Source organism: Capnocytophaga granulosa ATCC 51502 (assembly GCF_000411115.1).
GTDB classification, from domain to species: Bacteria; Bacteroidota; Bacteroidia; order Flavobacteriales; family Flavobacteriaceae; genus Capnocytophaga; species Capnocytophaga granulosa.
The window spans coordinates 85,912-100,959 of the sequence record NZ_KE150258.1 but is presented as its reverse complement, the minus strand read 5'-3'; the positions used below and the strand labels follow the sequence as shown (position 1 = coordinate 100,959).

Sequence of the window (15,048 nt, the reverse complement as noted above, 5' to 3'; positions counted from 1 at the left end):
AACCGATGCTTGCCTAATAGATAGTTGCATCAGCAAGTAATATCTTTTCTGTTTTCATTGGGTTAATCTTCTTCTGCTAAGTCTAAAAAGTCTTCAAAATATTCCTCAAAGGAATCAAACATGGGCGTAGGTTTGTCGATTTCAAAGGCCCCCTTATCATTGCAATAAACATCTGCTTCGAAGACCTTAGCATCTTTCAGGCGTATCTTATTAGAAACTTGATATAAGGTTAGAAATTCGTCCACTTCGTAATGTAGTACAATAAAATCCTCTGAGAGATGTAAGTCCTCTCTTAGTTGTTTAGTTAGTTCCACAACAGGATAAGATATGGAGTCTTTTTCTTTGTAAATACCATTGATATAGACATCTCCATAATTACACGACCCACATTCTGATAGAAAATCCATATATGCTTCAGGGAGCAAGATGCCCAATTCCTCTTCTATATGCTTAATTTCTTCAGCATTAGCCCCTAGAGAATACTCAAATTCTCCACTTTGTTTTAATCGTTTTAGATAATTCATAAAGTATTTTCTTTCAGCTGATGAATTTAAGGATTCAAAAAACGCCTTTAACCGATGTTTGCCTACTTGCATAGGAGCTACAACATCCATCGCCATAGTGGTAAGGAAAAATTCTATAGCACCATAGATACTTTTAGGGAGGAGGTATTTGCCCATTTTTAGGATCAAACGTCTTACCCAGTCGGGTAAATAACTTATATTGGCAGGTTTATGGAGTACCTCAAAAGCCAAACAAGCAATCTCCGTTTGTGTAAAAATCTCAGCTCCTCCTACATTGACTTCCCGTTCGTAACGCTCCAATTGGGCGACACAGACCTCAGCCAAGTCTTCCCCATGAATGGGATTCATGGCATATTGTCCTTTGCCAAATAGGAGTATTTCGTCCTTCTTAGCCTTAGCCATTTTGAAAAATATAGTCATATCACTATAGAAACCGCTGGGGCGTATGATACAATAGTCTAATCCACTGGCTTTAAGAGTATCTACAAAGCGCTCTTTAGCCGCTCCAATGGCTATATGTCGCATGGCTTCTCCTTTGAATACGGATACATATATGAACTTACGTACTCCTTCGCGTAAGGCTTCATCAAGGAGGTTCTTGTTGGCTTGGAAGTCTACCTGCTCATAGGTAAGGCCATCTTTTTGGCGGGTAATCCCTACGGTTGAAATTACCTTATGCACCCCTTTACATACTCCTTGTAGGGTATCAGGCTGGGTTACTTCCGCTTCTACTACCTCCAATAGCGGGTGTGTGAGTAGGGCAGGGGAGAGCTTCGATTTGTTACGTACCACAATGCGGGTCGGGTATTCTTCTCTTAATAGTACAGCCAGTATATACTGACCTAAATAGCCGGTTGCTCCTGCTAATAATATCTTTTCTGTTTTCATAGGGTTAATCTTCTGCTAAGTCTAAAAAGTCTTCAAAATATTCCTCAAAAGAATCAAACATAGGCGTAGGTTTGTAGATTTCAAAGTCCCCCTTATCATTGCAAAATACTTCTGCTCCAAAGACTTTAGCATCTTTTAGGCGTATCTTATTAGAAACTTGATATAAGGTTAGAAATTCGTCCACTTCGTAATGTAGTACAATAAAATCCTCTGAGAGATGTAAGTCCTCTCTTAGTTGTTTAGTTAGTTCCACAATAGGATAAGAAATGCTGTCTTTTTCTTTGTAAATACCATTGATATAGACATCGCTATAATTACACGACCCACATTCTGATAGAAAATTCATATATGCTTCAGGGAGCCATATGCCTAATTCCTCTTCTATATGCTTAATTTCTTCAGCATTAGCCCCTATAGAATACTCAAATTCTCCACACTGTTTTAATCGTTTTAGATAATTCATAAAGTATTTTCTTTAATATATTGCTATTCAAACACTATTTTACCAACAATTCTCGCTCCCTCATAGACCTCCATTTCCTTGAGTTCGTCTAATATATATTGAGGAGCGTGGTCAAAAAGAAACCTTACCTGGCACAAAGCGCTGTATTGCCCCTCTTTCATAGGCTCATCAAAGGTAATGACGATACTCCAATTAGGCTGTGCCAGCTGCGCGATATGAGTGGTAGGGCGATACTCTAAAACGGTGGTTGGTGGTTGTTCTCGCCCGCCTTCTTCTTTGGTAAGGAAATGGATAATACCAATTCTTTGTTTTTGCATAACTGGAAGAAAATTCTATAATACAAAAGTAGTTATTTTTCTCCTAATAAACAAATACTTTATTTTTTGCCTAGAATCAGTTTGGTAATTAACTAATCGGCAAATTGACACATTACTTTATTTCCTCGTCGCGAAATACACCCCTATAAGCACCATCAAAGTGCCTATAATCGCCATAAGGGAGATAGGCTCTCCTAAGATAAGCACCGAGGCGATGAGGGTGGTTATCGGCATACCATAGATATAGGTGGAGGCACGGACAGCGCCTAAGAACTTGATTGTCTTATTCCATAGGAAAAAGCATAAAAGTGTGGCTATCAGTCCTAAGAAGACAAAATTGACCCATACCACAGGTTGGGTAAAGAGGGTAAAATCGGTAGTCAGCGGGCGGTATAGGAAAATAGGCAAGGCCGTGAGCATACCATAGAGCATCACCTTGCGAGTAAGGAAAAGGGCGGGGTATTTGTCCGAAAAGCGGCGCATCAGCAGGGTATAGAACGCCCAGCTGAAGGCAGCAGCAAAGGCCAAGAGCTCGCCCACTATGGTAATCTCAAAGGTGAAGTTTCCGTTGAAAATAACCAAGGTAACCCCCGCCAAAGCCAAGAGCGAGCCTAAAAGCAGTCGCGGACTTAGTTTGTCGTCCTTAGAGAGGAAATGTGCAATGATAGCAATTAGCAGCGGATTCATACATACGATGAGGGAGACATTGTTGGTCAAGGTATATCCCAAGGCTAAGTTCTCCGTAAAGAAGTACATAGATCCTCCAAATACACCCATGAGGACAAAGCACAACTCGTCCTTGAGGCTTTTAGCAAAGAGTGGTAGGCGATGCGCTACCAGCCAAATACCTATATAGGCCAAGGCAAAGCGGTAGAAAAGGATACTGGCAGGATTGAAGCCTGCTTCCAATAACAGCTTGGTAGAAACGAAAGTAACCCCCCAGACGGTGATTACAAAAATTGCTAACAAATGGGTAAAAAGTCTTTGAGTTGTCATATTATTTAGAATAAAAGGCAAAGATACGCATTTAATAGCAATAAATGGTAACATAAAAGAAAAAATGATACGAATATATTTCATGTAAAAAAATATATAAGTTGGTCACAGTTTGTCCAGTACGAGCTGTATCTTTGCACCAGATAAGAAACACAAAGGCGTATCCCGAAAAGCCTGTAATAGAGTAGGGAAAATAAAAAATATTGTAATATGGATAATCGTGAAAGAAGAGTGGAATTTTTCAGAATATTCCAACAGCAAGAAAAAGATAATGATAAAAAACCTAAGGTGGTATTTGAAACAAAAAGTTTTTCTATAGATAGAGAAGAAACGCCTGAAGGGGAAAAGTTCTATTACAGGAATACTATCTATGACTCCTTTGAGGAAGCATTTGAAAGAATAGCTCGGCTAAAAGGTTGGTATAGGGAGACTTGTTATAAGGTAGCACCACAATACAGCGCATACGTCCTTAAGAGATTTTTAGCGGTACTAAATCAGATGGGAGTATCTCCAAGTGAATTTACTCATATAACAAGACCTTCTTGGGAGTATTATCTCTTAGGGAAGGATATAGATAAGCAGCTGATATATGATGAGAATGCACCTTGTAGACAGCAGATAAAGATTATTCCCCTGAAAATCACAGAAACTAAGGTGTATGATTATGATGAGTCTATGAGTGAATATATTATAGAGAATGGCTTTAAGTACTTACTAATAAAGACAGATAAGACCATAACCTATAGGGAAGAGCACAACCCTTGGGAGTATATAGGAATCGCAGAGGTAAGCGGCAATACTATTATCATAAAAAATAGAATGGGGCAGATTATAAGAACTTTTCCCTCAGACAAATACCTCCTTGAGGCAGAACCTTATGATACCTACCCTCAAAGATGGTATGTACTTGAATAAATGATTAGAGGCTCCCCCCTGATAAAATAAAGAATTTGAAATGAATAAAAAAGAAAAAACAATGATAATAGATAAAGAATTTGAAACAACAACTGATGAGTTTATAATAGATTTTTATTATTTATATACATTAGAAAATGAAACAGATAATATAAATGTCGCTGTTGATAGTGTATATAATGAACTTACTAAGTATAACATTAAAACAACAAAAGAACAAGTGAAAAAAATAATAGAACTATATGAAAAAGATGATGAATTTGAAGATGATGAAGATAGTGTTTCATAGAGTACAAGTTTCCTGAGCCTGAGAGAAGTTCCCCCTTACTCGCTAAGGGGGAATAATTCTTTGGCATTCTTAGTGGTTGTCTCCGCTACTTCCTTGACGCTAATTTTCTTAAAGTGAGCAATACTTTGCGCTACATAGGGGAGGAAAGCGGGTTCATTGCGTCGCTTATCTCGTGGGTTTAGCTGGTGTGCAGGTATATTCTTGGGAAGCATAAAGGGCGCATCGGTCTCTATAAGCATACGCTCTAAGGGTACATAACGTACTACCTCTTCCAAGAAGGCAAATCGGCGGGTGTCGCTAATGGCACCTGTAAAACCAATATAGTAACCTGCCTCAAGGTAGGTCTTTACCTCGCTCAAACTGCCTGTAAAACAATGTACTACGCCCTTAGGTAGGTTGGTATAATCCTTGAGAATCCCTACAAATCGGTCAAAGGCAGCGCGCTCGTGTAGGAATAGTGGCTTTTGCACCTCTTGGGCGAGGGCGAGCTGGGCACGGAAACACTGCTCTTGTACGGGGCGTGGCGAGAAATCTCGATCAAAATCTAATCCACATTCTCCTACAGCTACTACTTGTTTTTCCTTCAGTAGCGTGCTGAGCTGAGGAATGGTCTGTTCATTCATCGTCTTAGCATCATGAGGGTGCACCCCTGCGGTGCTATAGAGCAGGGTAGGGTAGCCCTTGGCAAGCGCAAAGGATTCTTTGCTACTGCGAAGAGAGGTGCCGGTGAGTATCATTTGGGTTACGCCCGCCTCCTCAGCACGGTAGAGGAGTTCCTCTTGGTCGTGGGCAAATTGTCGGTTGGTTAGGTTTAGGCCAATATCTATCATTTTTTTAATGTTTAATGTTCAATGATTAATCATTATTGGCATTAATCATTGTTGAAATAATGTAGCCACTACTCCAAGCGTTTTGGAAGTTATAGCCACCTGTAACGGCATCTATATCCAAGGCTTCACCTCCTATATAGAGCGTAGGGTATAGCTTGGAGCGAAAGCTCTTGAAATCAATTTCCTTGAGGGAGACGCCCCCAGCGGTAACAAACTCTTCCTTGAAAGGGGCTTTATCCTCAATAGAGAAAGTACTTGCAGTGAGTTCCTTGGCTAAGGCGTGTAACTGCCCTTTGTTGAGTTCCGCCCATAGCTGGTGAGGCAGTACCCCTGCGCGCTCTAAGAGCTTGTTCCATAGCTTTTTGGCTAAGGAGAACGGACAATGATTCTGTAGCTCCTTGCGTGGGTGTTGCTGTTTTTCCTCTTGCAAGATGGAGAGGGCATCTTGGGCGGTGAGTAGCTCATCTACTTCGGCTAACCAGTTGATTTGTAGGGCAAACTTGTACTCCAACTCAGCCAAGATTCTCGCGGCAAAGGCCGATAGCTTGAGCACCGCAGGTCCACTGAACCCCCAATGGGTGATAAGCAGCGCTCCTATAAGTCCTTGTTTGTCTATAAGAGGCATCTTCAGCGGCGTTCCTTGGCTGTCTAAGAGCTTGACCCCCACTTGCTTGCTCACCCCTGCAAGTCCTTCTACAAAGGTGTCTTTGGAGGCAAAGGTAAAGAGCGAAGGCACAGGCGGTACAATGGTATGTCCTAAGCCAGCAAGCACCTCCCATATCTTGGGATTACTGCCAGTGGCCACTACCAGATGGCGACAAAGGAAAGTCTCGGTGCCTTGTACCTGCCACAGTTCCTGCTCATAGGAAAAAGACTGAATATTTTGCCTGTATAGGATCTCTATATGGTATTTCTTAGCCAAGGAAAGAAAACAGTCTATCACGGTCTGCGAGCTGTTGGATTGGGGGAACATACGGCCATCGGCTTCTTGCTTTATAGCTACTCCATGCCAGGAGAACCAGCGGACGGTATCTTGGGACGAAAACCGTGAGAATACGCCCAACAGCTCTCGGTTACCACGGGGATAGTTCTTGACAAATTCACGTGGGTTTGTCTCCGCGTTGGTCAGGTTACAGCGCCCTCCGCCAGAGACACGTACTTTGCCGAGAGCTTCCTTATTTTTTTCAAGAATCAGAATACGCATATCGGGGGCTTTTTCAGCTATATTGATAGCGGTGAAAAGCCCACAAGCGCCTGCGCCTATGATGATTACATCGGTGATATCTTTCATATATGATAAAAATCTGTGGGGAGTGCTCCCCACAGATTTTGCAATTTAGTAATATGACAATGAAGTAAATTATTTCTTATGTCCTTCTACTTCTTTTTGCGCGTCCTCTCTTCTTTCTCTCTTAGAGGAGTCATATACCAATGGGGTAGCTACGAAGATAGAAGAGTAAGTACCAACTACTACCCCGATGATCATGGCAAACATGAAGCCTCGGAGGGTTTCTCCCCCAAAGATGAAGATGGCCAAGAGGGTTAACAAGGTAGTAAGGGAGGTGTTCAGCGTACGGCTTAGGGTAGTGCTGATGGCATGGTTAAGTGTCTGAGCACTCCAACCACTCTTGCCTATTTCTTCACGGATACGGTCAAAGATAATCACTGTATCGTTCAAGGAGTAACCAATTACGGTAAGGATCGCTGCAATGAACTGTTGGTCTATCTCAAGACTAAAAGGCATCACAGAGTAGAGCAAAGAGAATGCCCCTAAGGTGATAATCACGTCGTGGGTAAGGGCGGCTACTGCTCCCATAGAGAACTGCCATTTGCGGAAACGTACCAAGATATATCCGAAGATGATGATAAGCGAACCGATGATTGCCCATACAGCACTGCTCTTGATGTCTTCAGCGATACTTGGCCCTGTCTTGTCGGACTTCATCACCCCAAGTCCCTCACCACTCATGAACTCGTCGTAAGAGATCTGCTCACCCATTACAGGTTGTAGATCCTTGTAGAGAATTTCTTGAATTTCGTTATCGGTTTGGGTACTTTCGTCATTGTATTTGTACTTGGTAGAGATACGTACTTGGTTGGCAGCTCCGAAGGTTTTTACCTCTACAGAACCTAAGGATTTTTTAAGAAGGCTAGCCACTTTCTGTGTCTCTACTGGGTTCTTAAAGCGTACTTGGTAAGAACGACCTCCTACAAAGTCAATACCTTGGTCAAAGCCACGGCTGAACATAGAGCCTAAGCTAATGAGAATGAGTATCCCAGAGATAGCATACCATAGTTTTCTCTTAGAAAGGAAATCTACATTGACATTGGCCAAAAGATTCTTAGTAAGCGAAGTGGAGAAAGAAAGGTCTTTACCCTTGGCTACATACCAGTCAATGAGTAAGCGAGTGATAAATACCGCTGTAAAGATAGTGGTTATAATACCAATCATCAGGGTAGTGGCAAAACCTTTGATAGGCCCGCTACCGAAGATAAAGAGCACTGCACCGGTGAGGAAAGTGGTGATATTGGCATCGAGTACGGAGGTAATCGCATGGCTAAATCCGTCATGGATAGCTTGGGTGAGTGCTTTGCCATTCCTCAATTCCTCTCGGATACGCTCAAAGATAATCACATTCGCGTCTATGGACATACCTATGGTAAGTACAATACCCGCAATACCTGGGAGGGTAAGTACGGAGTTGATACTCACCAAGATACCGAACATAAGGAGAATGTTGAAGAGCAGAGCAATATCAGCAAATACCCCTGCACGGCCATAGTAGAAGAGCATCCAAAGGAAGATGATCAGCCCCGCAATAGCAAAAGAGATAAATCCGCTGGTGATGGCTTCTTGTCCTAAAGAAGGGCCTACCACTACAGATTGTACGATATCGGCAGAGGCTGGCAATTTACCAGCACGTAGTACGTTGGCTAAGTCTTGCGCTTCTAGTACGGTAAAGTTACCTGTAATCTGGGTGCTACCTCCTGCAATAGGGCCAGAGGTTACACTAGGGGCAGAATATACGATGTTATCCAGTACAATAGCGATATTTCCTTTTTCAGTAAATACTTTTCCTGTAAGGTTTTCCCATATTTTAGCACCTTCACTATTCATATTCATGGATACACAAGGCTGGTTATGGTTGTCATAAGTTTGTACCGCATCAGTAACGACACTACCACTTAGTGGGGGTTCGTTGGTACGGTTACCGCGTAGGGCATAGAGTTCCACAAGGTCAGACTTGCGCAAGAGACCTTGTAGGCGTTCTTTGAAGGCCTTAGCCTCAGCGGGACGCGCTTGCTCGTATTCGTAAGGCATGAATAAGCGGTAGAGCTGTTGGAAGTTGTCTAGCTTGTGAGGCTTGCCAAATACGAACTTAGCGTTCTTAAGTTCAGCAGGCATGAGTCTTTTAGCCTCATCACCACGAAGGTAAGAGAGCAATTTGGTAGTATCGGCAGCTAAGAAATAGCCTATAGAAGGAGAGTTGTCCCCTTGGGTAAGCTGGAAAAGGTCATAGAGAGGATTCTTCTGTGCAGGAGCTATAGAATCCTTCTTTTCCTCAGTCTTACCTAAGAGTTTGTCTACTTCGCCATGTGCCAGCGTATCAGCGGTAGCAGTAGCTAGGCTATCTGTCTCATGGGTTGTAGTCTGGGCGGTTGAAGGGGTCTCTTCTGCTTTAGCAGGAGCTTCTTTGGCTTGTAGGGCAGCGTTGAGCTGACCGAAGAACATAGTAAAGTCTGAAGCCTTGAAGGTTTCCCAGAACTCCAATTGGGCGGTACTCTGTAAGAGGTTTTTTACACGAGAAATATCCTTAGCACCAGGTAGTTCCACGGAGATACGGCCTGAGTTGCCCATTTTTTTGATATCAGGATTAGTAACCCCAAACTTATCGATACGCTTGCGCAATACCTCGAAGGCAGAGGAGATGGACTCATCTACTTTTCTTCTGATGATAGGTTGTACCTGAGAGTTACTCATCTGAGGAGTAATCTGAGAGCTGAGGGTTTTGTTACCGAAGATATCAGCCGCAGCCAGCTTAGCCCCAGTAGCATCAAAGGCCTCAAAGAAGAGGTCTATATAGCTTTGGTCAGTTTCGCGAAGGCGCTTATCGGCTTGTGCTAACGCCTTTTCAAAGTCAGCATTCTTGGAGTTATCCGCAAGCCCACGGAGGATATCATGTACAGATATCTGTAGGGTTACGTTGATACCTCCCTTGAGGTCAAGCCCTTGCTTGAGTTCTCTATCTTTCACTTCCTTGAAGGTGTAGCTGGCTATCCCTAAGTTGTACACAGTTTCATTAGCGATAGAATCCAAGTACTGACTTACGATTTTTTCACGCTTATGCGAATAATCTTCTACGGAAGTAGGTACTTTGAGGGCTGCAAATTCTTCTGCTTTTTTCTCTTGACGATTTGCTACAAAGGTAAAGGAGAGCTGATAAATGCTCACTAAACCAAAGAGTAAGGCAAATAATTTTACTAATCCTTTGTTTTGCATTTTACAATGATTTATACTATTTCAAAAAACGTGCAAATATATGAAAATTATGTAAATAAACAGCTTTTTTGAGCGGAAATTTTTTTTAACAGCCTATGAGAATGATTGATGCAAAAATTAGGGTAACAAAAAAAGGTAAAAAGTAGGTGACTACTCTTTACCTTTTTACGCTGTTAGTGGGTCCTACTGGATTCGAACCAGTGACCCTCTGCTTGTAAGGCAGATGCTCTGAACCAGCTGAGCTAAGAACCCTAACATTAAATTGTAATTAACTTTGAAAAAACTAACAAAAGTGGGTCCTACTGGATTCGAACCAGTGACCCTCTGCTTGTAAGGCAGATGCTCTGAACCAGCTGAGCTAAGAACCCTTTTGTAATTCGGGTGCAAAGATACAACCTTTTTTTAAACTGACAAATATTTTTCCAAGAATTTTTTTTAAAAATCACAACCCTTTGATTGTCAGCTATCAGTGGTTAGTGGTCAGTAGTCAGTGGTTAGAGGTTAGCAGATGTTAATCACTGTTCACTAATCACTAATCACTATTTCATTGGTCATTAATCATTAATCATTAATCATTGTTGGCATTAAACATTAATTTCGTATTTTTGCACTCTCATACAACTGATATGTCAGCAGAAGTAAATCTAAAAATAACCGATAGGAATGGCGTCCTCTTTGAGGTAGAAGCCCCTACCGATATGAATATGTCCCTTATGGAAGTCATTCGTGCCTATGCTATAGCCGAAGATGGCGAAATAGGGGTATGCGGCGGTATGGCCATGTGTGGCTCTTGCCAATGCTATATCATGAGCGATACCCCCCTGCCTGAGATAGGCCCAGAGGAGGAGGCTATGCTTTTTGAAACTTCCTATACCAAAGAAAACAGTCGTTTGGGTTGCCAAATTCCTATTACAGAAGACCTTGAGGGCTTGGAGGTAATATTGGCTCCCTATCCGTAGGGAGAATCATTTGCTTGAAAGGGAGTATGGTATCGAATCCTTTACTTGTGAAATAGTCTCTCACATAGTCTCCTTCACCTACTGCCAAAACAAAGTCGCCCCCCCAAGCCCCTAAGCTCTTGATAGCCCCTGCAAAGTCGGCAAAAAGGCGTTCTTTTGCAGTGGGTAGCTGTAAGAAAGTAGAGAGTAGCGCCTCATGCTCGGTGATAAGGTTGGCGAATAGCGCCTTGTCGCGGCAGCGATACACTGCTTCAGTAAGGTGAGTGAGCTGCTGGAGGAGGCTTGCTTTGTGCTTTTTGATGGCCTTGTAGTGGGCAATGCCCTCCCTGCTGTTCTGCTTTTGGTTTAGGTAGACAAAGAAAAGCGAGTCGGCAAACTCAGGCTGATAGTAGATCGGATAGCTCTTGGCTTGTCCCTCTTGTAGCTGGTAGAGGATAGCAGAGGAGGCCGTGGCACAAGCTATGTCGTACCCACTCCCCCCGAAGCTGTTCCACAAGAGTTGGTAAGGATCCACGCCTGCCCATTGGGCAAGCATGGCAATCAGGGTAGAGGACGACCCCAATCCCCAGCCTTGGGGAAACTCCAAGCGAGTGGTAACCATAGCGCCTCCCTCCAAGAGGAAATCAGCTTGTAGCCTTTGAGCTTCTCTAAGAATACGCTCTAAGGTCTGGGCTATGGGATTGTCACTTCCTGTAAATAGGTCTTCTTCAAACCATACTGAGCCATCCATGGTAAGACTACGAAAATGAATGCGCTGTTCCTTGAGAAGGGATACCTCCATATGCTGACCATACCGAGTGGGTAGGGCTAAGGACAAAGCACCGTCCAAGACGGCATACTCCCCCGTGAGGAGTAACTTTCCGTGGGCATAAAACTCTTTTTTCTCCATAAGTAAAGAAAAACCCCTTAAGAGCCGTAGCCCCTAAAGGGAAATAAACAAAACAAATTATTCTTTTCTTAATTAAATTACATTCACAACCTTTTCTATCTCAGGGGCATATTTCTTTACCGTCATTTCTACGCCACTCTTGAGGGTCATTTGGTTCACACTACAATTCAGACAGCTCCCTAAGAGCTGTACTTTTACAATCTTATCTTCTTCTATACCAATTAGGGAGATATCTCCTCCGTCATTTTGTAAGTAAGGGCGAATTTCAGCTAAGGCAGTTTCCACTCGTTTCAATAAGTCTGGATTATTCATGCTAATATGTTATAAGGTTTTACGTTTTCTTTGCGCAAAGATACGGAATAAAAACGATTTTTAATTGTTAATTATTAATTGTCAATTGTTAATTTCAGTAGTCAGTAGTCAGTTACTATAGTACTCTTACCTCTTACCTTTTAAAAGGTGTGTGTCAATATAAAATTCTGTCTGGCCAGTGTAGGATCCATATTTTGGCAGAAGGGGTTATTCTTCTGTGGAGGGAGAAAATAGATGAATCGCACATACTTATATATAAGGTAATACCACTCGGAGTTACGTATGATATCTCCCAAGAGATACAAAGGAGTAACTTCGGTATCTATAGCGAGTTGTTCTAATGAAAAGAGCAGGTAATAGAGCATATCTATAGGCTCCTCAAAAGCAAAACGATTGAAAAAAGCCAGTTGTCCTTCTTTGAATACGACCAAGTGGAAGGAATTCTTGTCAAAATGGGCATAGATAGCATCCTTTTTCTGAGGATTGTGCATCAGTAGTACGCCCAAGAGAGTGGTAGTGAAGTGTTCGTACTCAAAAATTCCATAGGTCTCTCTTAGGACTCGGTTGATAGCGGCGTTGGGGATATACACATTGATCATCTTCTCCCTGCTGAGTGTATCATGGCTAATAATTTGGTTGCGATACTCCGCCACATTGAACTTGAGGTACTCAAAAAGGTGTTCCGTAGCGAAGAGTTTTTCAGGGACAAAGGCGAATTGCTCATTGTTATGCAATACCTTGATTGTATCAAAGTCTTGACAGAGAGCCCGCTCCTCATTCAGATATTTTTGTACTTCCTGTTCGGCAACAATAGGCGGCATAGAAGCAGGCAGTGATAAGTGATAGATAGACTCTATACAAGAGAGTCCTGGGTTAAAGATACAAAAAGAAAGCCCATCCAAATTCAATTGAATGGACATTTTTTTAAACTCAATATGTAAATGATTACTCTGAGCCACTTTTGTTTTCTGACTTATCGTTGTAGTAAGAGGGCCAGTTACCATTACTTGATACCTCAGTCATAGAACCTACCGATACATAAGGCCCTTTGATGTCATTTACTCCTACTTTTTGGAGTTCTCTCTCTATTTCTTCCTCGTCTAAGCCCTCAAGAATATCTTTCTTAGATACCTTTACTTGAAATACAGGGAACTTCACGTCATTATCACGAGTGATAACTCCTGTTTCTATCTTGATAGGAATGGTACGATCACCCACTTTTACCGATGCCATTCGTTTGTATCGGTCAGACCCTTTAAATAGGGAATCCTTTACAGATACTTTTCCTATGGTATCAGTAATTGAGCTTTGTTTGAGCACATCTATCTTAAAGTGTGGGTCAAACGCAGTCCAGCTAGTATCACGACTGGTGGTGATATAGAACTGCCCATTCTCAATGAATTTCTCCAAATCGGCGAAATTGTTCGTATAAGTCTTGTTGATCGCCTCGTAAGCCTCTTCGCTCTTACGGATATCCTTCAGCGTAGCAATTACTTTGGCAAAACGCGCCTTGCTCTCACGGGCAAACTCAATAGGCGTCTGGATAGATTTATATATCAAATAAAAACCTATCGCACTGATTATCAACAAAGCAGCTTGAATTCCTCTTCTCATATAATATGTATTTGTATTAAATTCGCAACAATGAGCAAAAATACAATATTTTTTTTAAAAAAAGACTTTTTTGCAAAGAAATTTTTCTTATCTTTGAAATTATTTATCAACATATGGATATAGAGGATATCTATGAGCTACTTTTAGGGTACTTTGGGTGGGAGCCTACTGAATCGCAAGAGTCTGTTTTAGAGGAACTTGCGGGCTTTTTGGCCGACGATAATGACCAGAGTCTTTTCCTTCTGAAGGGCTTTGCAGGGACGGGAAAAACCACACTGGTTAACACCCTTGTCAAGACCCTCAAGGCGCTTTCTCAGAAGGTAGTCTTGCTGGCACCCACAGGGAGAGCAGCTAAAGTGATGACTACCTACACTGCTCAGCGGGCTTTTACCATTCATAAGTATATCTATCAGGCGATAGATGAGCTGGGTATGTTTTCCTTTTCACTGAAGGACAACAAAGCCTCCGATACGCTCTTTATAGTGGATGAGGCCTCTATGATAGGGGAGGAGAGTGTCTTTGGTCAGGGGTCGTTACTCTCGGATCTCATGGAGTTTGTCTATGTAGGGGATAATTGCCGCTTGCTGATCATAGGCGATACAGCACAGTTGCCCCCTATACATACCCCCCTAAGTCCTGCCTTGGATAGCGATAGACTTTCCTTTGTCTATCATAAGGAAGTCATTGAGGGTGTCCTTACCGATGTGGTCAGACAAGGGCGCAAATCGGGTATCCTTTACAATGCTACCCGACTAAGAAAGCGTATAGAGACCTTTAAGGACAATTTCCGTATGCGTATAACCCCTTTCAAGGATATGGTACTTCTAGAGAATGCCTCCGAGGTGCAGGACGCCCTTTTGGAAGCCTATGAGGAGAGTGGGGTGGAGGAGACCTGCTTTATTGTACGTGCCAATAAGCGTGCCGTGGAGTATAACCAACAGATACGACAGGTGGCCTTCGAGTACGACGAACTCCTCTGTGTGGGCGACCAACTGATGGTGGTCAAGAACAACTACCTATGGGCGGCCGATACCGCTGGCTTTATCGCCAATGGCGATACCATAGAAGTGCTTGAGATACAATCGGTGGAGCGACTCTATGGCAATACCTTTGCTCATGTGCTCATTCGGCTATTGGACTACCCTCATATAGACCCTTTCGAGGCCATATTGCTCCTAGATACACTCACCAGTGCCAACCCCTCACAGACCTATGAGGAGCAGAACGAACTATATCGAGCAATATTACAAGAGTATAACAAGCAAACGGGCTTTATAGCTCCGCTGAATATTCGTACACATCCTTATTATAATGCCCTACAGGTAAAGTATGCCTATGCTGTTACCTGTCACAAAAGCCAAGGCGGACAGTGGGAAAAGGTATTTGTAGAAAAACCCTACCTTCCCGAAGGCCAAAGTGTAGCCTATTTTCGTTGGTTATATACAGCCATTACACGCGCCAAGAAAAAACTATACCTGATAAACTTTGCTGCAGAAGATGTCATTTTTTAATGATTAATGCCAATAATGATTAATGATCAATACCATTAAT

Annotated in this window: 15 protein-coding genes and 2 tRNA genes; 4 read left to right on the top strand and 13 right to left on the bottom strand. The window is 42.5% G+C overall.

Features of this window, described 5'->3' with window-relative positions:
• Nucleotides 1-62: 62 nt before the first annotated feature.
• The 4 genes from HMPREF9331_RS11445 to HMPREF9331_RS11430 all read right to left on the bottom strand — a co-directional run bounded on the left by HMPREF9331_RS11445 (nt 63) and on the right by HMPREF9331_RS11430 (nt 3,188).
• A complete protein-coding gene (locus HMPREF9331_RS11445) occupies nt 63-1,412 on the bottom strand; it encodes an NAD(P)H-binding protein (RefSeq protein ID WP_016421062.1) in 1,350 nt (449 codons plus the stop codon).
• Nucleotides 1,413-1,416: 4 nt separating this feature from the next.
• On the bottom strand, nt 1,417-1,875 hold the full coding sequence (locus HMPREF9331_RS11440) for an SMI1/KNR4 family protein (protein WP_016421061.1): 459 nt from the start codon (nt 1,873-1,875) through the stop codon (nt 1,417-1,419).
• Nucleotides 1,876-1,898: 23 nt separating this feature from the next.
• Entirely contained in the window at nt 1,899-2,192 is a 294-nt protein-coding gene (locus tag HMPREF9331_RS11435) for a hypothetical protein (protein ID WP_016421060.1), read from the bottom strand.
• 117 nt (nt 2,193-2,309) lie between these two features.
• Nucleotides 2,310-3,188 carry a DMT family transporter gene (locus tag HMPREF9331_RS11430; RefSeq protein ID WP_040357513.1) on the bottom strand — a complete coding sequence of 293 codons (879 nt, stop codon included), beginning with the start codon at nt 3,186-3,188 and terminating at the stop codon, nt 2,310-2,312.
• A 210-nt stretch (nt 3,189-3,398) separates the two neighbouring features.
• Between HMPREF9331_RS11430 and HMPREF9331_RS11425 the strand changes: the two genes are divergently transcribed.
• Together HMPREF9331_RS11425 and HMPREF9331_RS11420 are read left to right on the top strand one after the other, a co-directional pair.
• On the top strand, nt 3,399-4,103 hold the full coding sequence (locus HMPREF9331_RS11425) for a hypothetical protein (protein ID WP_016421058.1): 705 nt from the start codon (nt 3,399-3,401) through the stop codon (nt 4,101-4,103).
• 40 nt (nt 4,104-4,143) lie between these two features.
• Entirely contained in the window at nt 4,144-4,392 is a 249-nt protein-coding gene (locus HMPREF9331_RS11420; RefSeq protein ID WP_016421057.1) for a hypothetical protein, read from the top strand.
• Between the two features lie 35 nt (nt 4,393-4,427).
• Here the strand turns inward: HMPREF9331_RS11420 and HMPREF9331_RS11415 are convergent, their stop codons facing one another.
• The 5 genes from HMPREF9331_RS11415 to HMPREF9331_RS11395 all read right to left on the bottom strand — a co-directional run bounded on the left by HMPREF9331_RS11415 (nt 4,428) and on the right by HMPREF9331_RS11395 (nt 10,091).
• Nucleotides 4,428-5,222, bottom strand: coding sequence for a TatD family hydrolase (locus HMPREF9331_RS11415; RefSeq protein WP_016421056.1), 795 nt, complete (start codon nt 5,220-5,222; stop codon nt 4,428-4,430).
• A 25-nt stretch (nt 5,223-5,247) separates the two neighbouring features.
• Nucleotides 5,248-6,513 (bottom strand): BaiN/RdsA family NAD(P)/FAD-dependent oxidoreductase, encoded by a 1,266-nt coding sequence (locus HMPREF9331_RS11410; protein WP_081638609.1) that lies wholly within the window; start codon nt 6,511-6,513, stop codon nt 5,248-5,250.
• A gap of 69 nt (nt 6,514-6,582) precedes the next feature.
• Nucleotides 6,583-9,723, bottom strand: coding sequence for a protein translocase subunit SecD (gene secD / locus HMPREF9331_RS11405; protein WP_016421054.1), 3,141 nt, complete (start codon nt 9,721-9,723; stop codon nt 6,583-6,585).
• Between the two features lie 177 nt (nt 9,724-9,900).
• Nucleotides 9,901-9,975, bottom strand: a tRNA-Val gene (locus HMPREF9331_RS11400).
• A 41-nt stretch (nt 9,976-10,016) separates the two neighbouring features.
• Nucleotides 10,017-10,091, bottom strand: a tRNA-Val gene (locus HMPREF9331_RS11395).
• 258 nt (nt 10,092-10,349) lie between these two features.
• Between HMPREF9331_RS11395 and HMPREF9331_RS11390 the strand changes: the two genes are divergently transcribed.
• Nucleotides 10,350-10,682, top strand: coding sequence for a 2Fe-2S iron-sulfur cluster-binding family protein (locus HMPREF9331_RS11390; RefSeq protein ID WP_009642018.1), 333 nt, complete (start codon nt 10,350-10,352; stop codon nt 10,680-10,682).
• Here HMPREF9331_RS11390 and HMPREF9331_RS11385 read toward each other — a convergent pair.
• The 4 genes from HMPREF9331_RS11385 to HMPREF9331_RS11370 form a co-directional block, all read right to left on the bottom strand.
• The gene (locus tag HMPREF9331_RS11385; protein ID WP_016421052.1) at nt 10,633-11,571 is read right to left on the bottom strand and encodes a GYDIA family GHMP kinase; all 939 of its coding nucleotides are present in this window, start codon (nt 11,569-11,571) and stop codon (nt 10,633-10,635) included. The genes HMPREF9331_RS11390 and HMPREF9331_RS11385 overlap by 50 nt on opposite strands.
• A gap of 72 nt (nt 11,572-11,643) precedes the next feature.
• Nucleotides 11,644-11,883, bottom strand: a complete 240-nt coding sequence (locus HMPREF9331_RS11380) for a NifU family protein (protein WP_016421051.1) — start codon at nt 11,881-11,883, stop codon at nt 11,644-11,646.
• A 140-nt stretch (nt 11,884-12,023) separates the two neighbouring features.
• Entirely contained in the window at nt 12,024-12,887 is an 864-nt protein-coding gene (locus HMPREF9331_RS11375; protein WP_262482237.1) for a DUF3822 family protein, read from the bottom strand.
• Nucleotides 12,829-13,497, bottom strand: coding sequence for a hypothetical protein (locus HMPREF9331_RS11370; RefSeq protein WP_016421049.1), 669 nt, complete (start codon nt 13,495-13,497; stop codon nt 12,829-12,831). Before HMPREF9331_RS11370 ends, HMPREF9331_RS11375 begins: the two co-directional genes overlap by 59 nt.
• 113 nt (nt 13,498-13,610) lie before the next feature.
• Here HMPREF9331_RS11370 and HMPREF9331_RS11365 point away from each other — a divergent pair, with 113 nt between their 5' ends.
• A complete protein-coding gene (locus HMPREF9331_RS11365; RefSeq protein WP_016421048.1) occupies nt 13,611-15,008 on the top strand; it encodes an ATP-dependent DNA helicase in 1,398 nt (465 codons plus the stop codon).
• Nucleotides 15,009-15,048 lie beyond the last annotated feature (40 nt).